The sequence below is a fragment of the Pseudorhodobacter sp. genome, from assembly GCF_030452865.1.
Lineage (GTDB): Bacteria > Pseudomonadota > Alphaproteobacteria > Rhodobacterales > Rhodobacteraceae > Pseudorhodobacter.
Map to the genome: position 1 here is coordinate 1 of NZ_JAKDLJ010000178.1, position 7,158 is coordinate 7,158.

Sequence of the window (7,158 nt, forward strand, 5' to 3'; positions counted from 1 at the left end):
AGCGCGATATTCCTTGCGCCGATTTGTACGGGTATCCCGCCGTCTTTGGCCTCAGGATGCATCGGGCGAGCGTTCTGGCATCCTCCGCAGTGCATTGGATCGACCCGACAACAATCCGTGCCGTGAACGCAAAATTCCGCGCGGTTATCTGGCCTAGGGACCGGATACTCTCGTCGGGCGTTGTGCAACGCAAATACCGGGATGAGCAGCGTAATAAATCGGCCGATATTCCGCTTTGGTGCCGCCACCCCGACCAAACGATCGTTGCAGAAGTTGATACTCGTTGCGTGTTTGATGCTGCGTGAACGCAAGGACGGATTATTGATCTTGGAATGGCGCGTTGCCGCGCCAAGGGATCAAAACGCCGGCCTTTGCGTTGCGCCCTGAGTGAGGATTGTTCGCGGGTCGGGTTCAACCCTCGCCGCGTGATGGGAACAAAAGGGCGATAGCGATGCAGCAGGAAGTGATACCGTTTGATCTGGTCCGGATGGTATTCGGCAGCGACCCCCCGCTGTTCTATCTTGAGATCGTTGTCAGGATACTGCTGATCTATGCCTATTCGCTTTTGCTGATCCGATGGGTCGGCGGCCGGGGTATCGGGCAGATGTCCACCGTCGAGTTTCTGCTGGTGATCGCTTTGGGTTCGGCCGTCGGTGATACGATGTTCTATCCGCAGGTTCCGCTTCTGCATGCAATTTTGGTCATCACAGGTGTGGTGCTTATCAACAAGGCGCTGGACGTGTTGATCTTCCGATATCCCGCAATGGAGCGGATGATGAACGGCTCCACCCGCGAAGTTGTCCGCGACGGTGTGATCCACATCCCAACCATGCGCGCGCAGAAGATCGGCCATAGTGAATTGTTTGAAAGCATGCGCGAAGCGGGGCTGGTCAATGTCGGCCAGATCCGGCGCGCTTATCTCGAAACCTCGGGCAGGTTCAGCTATTTCCGCGCCGACGGGCCCAAACTCGGCCTTCCGATCGAACCGGCCTGGGCGGTCGCCCCGCCGGTGAAAATCGGTGCCGGAGCGCCGATCTCGCAACCGATGGCCTGCTGCGTCTGCGGTACGGTCTTGACCACAGAGGGAAAGGTCACGCCTGCTGCCTGCCCCAACTGCGGCGCAAGCCACTGGACGCAAGCGACATTGCAGAGCTGAGAAGGAAGTCTTTTGCACCGGCGTGCGAACCTACGCCCCCCGTTCTCGGCGTGGTTCCGGCGCGGCGGATTTCACAGTCCTGCGCCCACCGCGATGTGCATCTGCAATCTTCGCATCAACGCCCTTCCAGCATCTTGTTGGCCTGCTGAACAAGATGCTGCGGTGTGACCGGTTTCGACAACAGGTCGGCGCCGCTGAATCGGGCCGGAATCTGGTCGCGCGCGTGCGCGCTGATGAAGGTGACTGGCACACCGGACCCCACCAGCCGTTCCGCGATGGGAAAGGATTCTTCGGCCCCGAGATTGATATCCAGAAAGGCGGCATCAATCTCGTTGCTTTGGATCAGCTCCAGCGCAATTGCCACATTCCGTGCAGGGCCGACGACGCCAAACCCGTGTTCCTCCAGCATTCGCTCAATATCCATTGCGATCAGCCATTCGTCTTCGACGACCAGTATTTTCTTCATTTGATCCGTCGCTGACACGCCCGGGCTCCTGCCTTCAGAGGGGAAACTCCATGCTCAGCATCAAACCCTCTGCACTGAAACTGGTTTCCAGCTTGCCCCCGAGCTGCTGTTCGACCTGACCTTCTATCAGAACGTATCCAAAGCCATTTCGTTCCGGCTTGTTCGTCTGCGGTCCATCACGTTCACGCCAGACCAGCGCCAAGCGGTCTTCTGCCACACTCCAGCGGGCCTCCACACTACCCGCATCATTCGACAAGGCACCGTATTTGATCGCGTTCGTCACGAGTTCATGGATCACCATGCTGACTGCCAGGGCCTGCGGCGGCTGCAACCCGACGTTCGGGCCGCTGAGGTGAATGCGATCCGCGCCAAAGGGTGCCATTTCGCCTTGCATGATGTCCCGCATCCCTACGCTGGTCCAGGAACGCTCCGAAATCAGGCTGTAGGCCCGCGCCATCCCCAGCAGTCGATTGATCAGCGTGTCCAGCACTTCCGGGCGCACGTCCTTGCCACGAAGTGAGGTTTTGACGATGGTGACGATCACCGCCAGCATGTTCTTGACCCGGTGATTGAGTTCGGCAATCAGGATTTTCTGATGTTCCTCCGCCTTTGCCAGCGACGTGATGTCCACCAGGGTAACAACCGCACCTTCGACGGTTTGATCGCCGCGCAGGTAGGGGGTTACACGGACCAGATATTGCGATGCGCCCTCGTCGCGCGACAGGCGATGCTCATAAGCTGCCCCGGTCTCAAAAACCTCGCGGATGTGGACGCGGAGTTCGGGATAATCGCTGACGCTGGCCAATTCGGACAAGGGCCGGCCAATATCGGCTATCCGCAGGCTGAACAGGTCCGCCGCAGCCGGGGTGAAGGTACGGACCACCAGGTCACCATCAAGAAATACCGTCGCGATCCGGGTCGCATCGAACAGGTTGCGCAAATCGCCGTTCGCGCGGTCGAGTTCTTCAACCTTGCCATTCAATTCGGCATTGATCGTGTTCAGTTCCTCATTGAGCGACTGCATCTCCTCTTTGGAGGCTTCCAATTCCTCATTGGTCGACTGCGCCTCCTCGTTGACGGAGACCAGTTCCTCGTTCGAGGATTTCAACTCCTCAAGCGCGGTCTCATACTCTTCGACCGTGGATTGCAGGCGTTCGCGCAATTCGCGCAACTCATGTTCCGCCGCTTCACTGCGCCGGGAATTCTCGGTTGCGTCGACCGGTTGCGAAGCCTCGGTTGCGACTGATTCGAAGAACACGATGAAAAGCCGTTCACGATCGCCGGTGCCGCGCAGCGGTTCCACCCGCAGGTTCAGGCGCTGCAATTCACCGGATGCCGTTGTGATGGTCAGATCTCGCCGATATACCGAACGTCTGCCTTCGACCACCTGACGCAAGGTCGCGCGCAATTCCAGCCGCAGGTCGCGCGGCACCATTTCCAACAGGTCATGCGTCGGAATCCCGCGCGGCATTTCCAGAAAACCACCGGTCCCGCCGGAAACGAAAACGATCTCGCCATCCGCACGGATCACGGCATGCGCAGGGGTGTGTTGTTCCAGAATATGGCGTTCGATCTTGTGGCGCAGCTGGATGCCGGACAAGGTGGTCTGTCTGTTGTCAATCGTATCCTTGTCAGTCAACCGGTAATGCATGTCGGACGGGCTCCAGCGTCGGTTCCCCTTCTCCAACGCCTGGAATATCCGATGTTTCTTGTCGACGGTATGGAACAGGTCGCTGAACTGGTTGATGCTTTCGGAGGTGCCGAGGAACAGATAGCCATCGGGCTTCAGCGCGTAATGGAATGTCGGGATGATCTGGCGTTGCAAGTCCGGGCCGAAATAGATCAGCAGGTTGCGGCACGATACCATATCCATCCGTGAAAACGGCGGGTCGCTGATGACGTTATGAGGCGAGAAGATGCACATTTCGCGCACTTTCTTGCTGACGACATAGCTGACGCCATCACGGTGGAAGTAGCGGGCAAGCCGTTCAGGGCTGGCCTGACGCAGCAATTGTTCAGGGTAGCGCCCGAGCCGCGCCACATTCAGCGCGGAGGCGTCGATATCCGTCGCAAAGATCTGCACCGACGCGGAAACCGCATGTTCATCCATATACTCCCGGATCAGGATGGCGAGCGAATACACCTCCTCGCCCGTGGTGCAGGCCGGAACCCAGATCCGCACCGGGCTTTTGCCGTCGCGGTTTTCGCAGAGCTTCGGAATGACCTTTTCCTCAAGCGAGGCGAAAGCATCGGTATCGCGGAAGAAATTGGTGACACTGATCAGCAGATCGCGAAAGAGGGCGTCAACCTCATCGCTGTCCTGCCGCAAATGCGCACAATACCTCTCAACATCGTCGATTTTCTGAACCTGCATCCGTCGCGCGACCCGGCGAAAGAACGTCTTGCTTTTATAGCCGGAGAAATCATGTCCGGTACGTTGCATCAGCAGGTCGGAAATCTCGGATTGGAGTTGTCGCGGGTCGGTCTGGTGATCCGAGGTGGCAGCGACGACAAGCGCATCCAGTGTCGCGCGTCCATCCCTGATCTGCATCAGCTTTTCGGCCATCTGCCCGGCCGGGATAGCGAAATCAACAAGACCTGTGGCAATTGCGCTGTCCGGCATCTCCGACACGATATCAGGGTCATCCTCCGCCGTCTGGGCAAAGGTCACGCCACCTTGTTCCTTGATGACCTTGATCCCGAGCGTGCCGTCACCATCACCCCCCGACAGAACGATAGCGGCGGCGTTTTCCTTCTGATCCTCAGCCAATGCGCTGAAGAAAACGTCAATCGGCTTGTATTCACGGTGCCCTGCGGCGGTTTCCCGCAACCGCAACCGCCCGCCCTCGATCTGCAACACAGATCTTTCCGGCATGACGTAAACGGTGTCAGGCACGACCAGATCACCATCCTGCGCTATCCTGACCACCATATCCGTCTTGCGCTGCAAAACCGTGTGCAGCAGGCTTTCGCGATCCGGATTCAGATGCGTCACGACAACAAAGGCAATCCCGCTGTTCGATGGCACCGCCTCGAACAGTTGTGACAGCGCGCTGACGCCGCCTGCGGATGCGCCGATTCCGACGACGAGGGGTAAGTCATTGTTCATATGATGACGTTACGGAGTTGCTGCTCCGAAATCCATAGGGTTTGGTTTGCGGAACATGTGCGAAAGGCAAAGGTTCCCGGTCTGTTGTCATGTCGTCGGGTAGTGCCGCAGAACATGGGGCGCGGCGCGGCGAAAAACAGGGGCGCAGACGCAAATAGCGGGCCTTTACAGCAAAACCTGTCTTCGCCAAGATGCCGCCACATGCAACTTGGGTATAAAGACGAGATTTGTCGCGATGTGGATTGATATTGACGCCCTTTTCGCCTCGGCGCCGTCACCCTATCTCCTGCTCGACCGTGATTTGCGCATGGTCTGGGCCAATGAGGCCTATCTCAACGTGACAGGTCGGTCGCGCGACCGACTGATCGGTCGAAAACTGACTGAGGAATTTCCCGCCCCGGCCGATTCCATATCCGACCAGATGCTGCGCGGTTCATTCCGCAATGTCCTTGCAACCGGCCAGACCGATCATTTGCCCCTGATCCCCTACCCGATTTCGAACGCCGACGGTCAGATCGAGGACCGGTACTGGAGCGCGACGCACACCCCGATCCTGGATGCGCAGGGTCAGGTAGAGTTCATCTTGCAAAACACCATGGATGTGACCGACCTCTATCGCGCTGATAAAACCATCAGCCCGCATGATCTGCCGAAACGTGCCACGCTGTTGCAGCGGGCGGAAGCCGTCGCGACGGAAAACCTCGCGCTTGGCACAATGACCGATTTCTTTCAGTCTGCCTTCGATCAGGCGCCGAGTTTCATGGCCGTCCTGACCGGGCCGCAGCATGTGTTCGATATCGTGAATCAATCCTATAATGACCTTGTTGGTGGAAGGGCCTTGATCGGCCAAACCGTTCGCCAAGCGTTACCCGAGATCCGTGGACAGGGCTTTTTTGAACTGCTGGATCAGGTTTATGCCTCAGGCGAACCGGTGTCGATCAAAGGCATGGCAGCTTTGCTGCAACCGAACAGCGACACGCCCCCGGTTCAACATTTCATTGATTTCATCTATCATCCGATCAAGGACGAAACCGGCACGCCCACCGGAATCTTTGTCCAGGGCCATGATGTCACCGGGCAAAAGACTGCTGAGACGGCGCTGACCGCGACCCGCGAGAAATTCAGGGTCATGGCGCAAACCATGCCGAACCAGGTCTGGACTGCGGACAAGGACGGCGGGTTGAACTGGCTGAACGACCGCACCTATGATTTCACCGGTCATCGCGAGGGAGAGTTGTTCGGCGGCAATTGGGCGCGGGTGGTTCACCCCGAAGATCTGGTAAATGCCATGAAGTCATGGGCCGCGGCAATCGGCCATGGCACCCCCTATGAAACCGAATTCCGTATCCGCAAGGCGGATGGCAGCTATCGTTGGCATCTGGTGCGGGCATCTCCGTTGCGCACGGATGGCGGCGCATTGGCGGGTTGGGTCGGAACCAATACCGATATCGAAGAACGCAAGACCAGCGAGGCCGCAATTGCCGATCTGAACGCGACGCTCGAAGCACGCGTGACCAAACGCAACCGGGAGCTGGAGGAGCTTTACGCGACGCTTCGGCAAAGCCAGAAGATGGAAGCAATAGGCAGCCTCGCCGGTGGAATAGCCCATGATTTCAACAATCTGTTGCAGATCATCACCGGAAATCTGCAACTCGCGGCGCGCGATCTTCCGCAAGGCGCAGCCGGGGTGGCGCGTCTGGATCAGGCGATGAAAAGTACGAAACGTGCCGCTACCCTCGCGTCGCAGCTTTTGTCCTTTGCGCGCAAGCAACCTCTGGCGCCAATCGTGATCAATCTTGGTCGCCACCTTCAGAGTACCCTGGACATATTGCGCAGTGCGGTGGGCGAAGGCGTGAATGTCGAGGTCGCGGTTGCCGACGGGCTTTGGAATACCAGCGTCGATCCCGGCAATGTCGAAAACGCGCTGCTCAATCTGGCGATCAATGCGCGCGATGCGATGGAAGGGCAAGGCGGGCTGACCATCTCGCTTGACAATGCCCGGTTGGATGAGGGTTATGCCCGACTCCATTCCGGAGTGGCGGAGGGGGAGTATGTTGCCCTTGCGGTAACCGACACCGGGCAAGGCATGCGGCCTGAAACCGTCGAGCGGGTTTTCGAGCCGTTCTTCACGACCAAGGCAGATGGTCACGGCACCGGTCTCGGCCTGTCAATGGTCTACGGTTTTGTGAAGCAATCCGGCGGGCATGTCACGATTGACACCGCGTTGGGGGTAGGCACGACAATCAGGCTTTTCCTGCCACGGTCCACCGGCGACGTACAGGATCTGTTTCCCGGCAGGACGGCGAAAATCACCGGCGGCTCCGAAACGGTGTTGCTGGTGGAGGATGACGACGGCGTGCGTGAAACCGCATTCCATCTGCTGACCGATCTCGGCTACACTGTGTTGCAGGCGGAAAACGCCGATCA

The 7,158-nt window shown here is 58.4% G+C and carries 5 protein-coding genes; 3 read left to right on the plus strand and 2 right to left on the minus strand.

Annotated features, from left to right (window positions below):
• Both L0H65_RS11340 and L0H65_RS11345 read left to right on the plus strand, forming a co-directional pair.
• Positions 1-305: hypothetical protein (locus tag L0H65_RS11340; protein WP_301459101.1), on the plus strand; the 305-nt coding region annotated here is incomplete at its 5' end.
• A 146-nt stretch (positions 306-451) separates the two neighbouring features.
• On the plus strand, positions 452-1,156 hold the full coding sequence (locus tag L0H65_RS11345) for a YetF domain-containing protein (RefSeq protein ID WP_301459103.1): 705 nt from the start codon (positions 452-454) through the stop codon (positions 1,154-1,156).
• A gap of 115 nt (positions 1,157-1,271) precedes the next feature.
• Here the strand turns inward: L0H65_RS11345 and L0H65_RS11350 are convergent, their stop codons facing one another.
• Positions 1,272-1,640 (minus strand): response regulator, encoded by a 369-nt coding sequence (locus L0H65_RS11350; protein ID WP_301459104.1) that lies wholly within the window; start codon positions 1,638-1,640, stop codon positions 1,272-1,274.
• A 16-nt stretch (positions 1,641-1,656) separates the two neighbouring features.
• Positions 1,657-4,731, minus strand: a complete 3,075-nt coding sequence (locus L0H65_RS11355) for a CheR family methyltransferase (protein ID WP_301459105.1) — start codon at positions 4,729-4,731, stop codon at positions 1,657-1,659.
• 235 nt (positions 4,732-4,966) lie between these two features.
• Between L0H65_RS11355 and L0H65_RS11360 the strand changes: the two genes are divergently transcribed.
• On the plus strand, positions 4,967-7,158 hold a 2,192-nt coding region (locus tag L0H65_RS11360; RefSeq protein WP_301459107.1), incomplete at its 3' end, for a PAS domain-containing protein.

Coding starts and splice junctions, on each gene's coding strand:
- L0H65_RS11345 (WP_301459103.1), top strand. CDS start 452: ATGCAGCAGGAAGTGATACCGTTTGATCTGGTCCGGATGGTATTCGGC.
- L0H65_RS11355 (WP_301459105.1), bottom strand. CDS start 4,731: ATGAACAATGACTTACCCCTCGTCGTCGGAATCGGCGCATCCGCAGGC.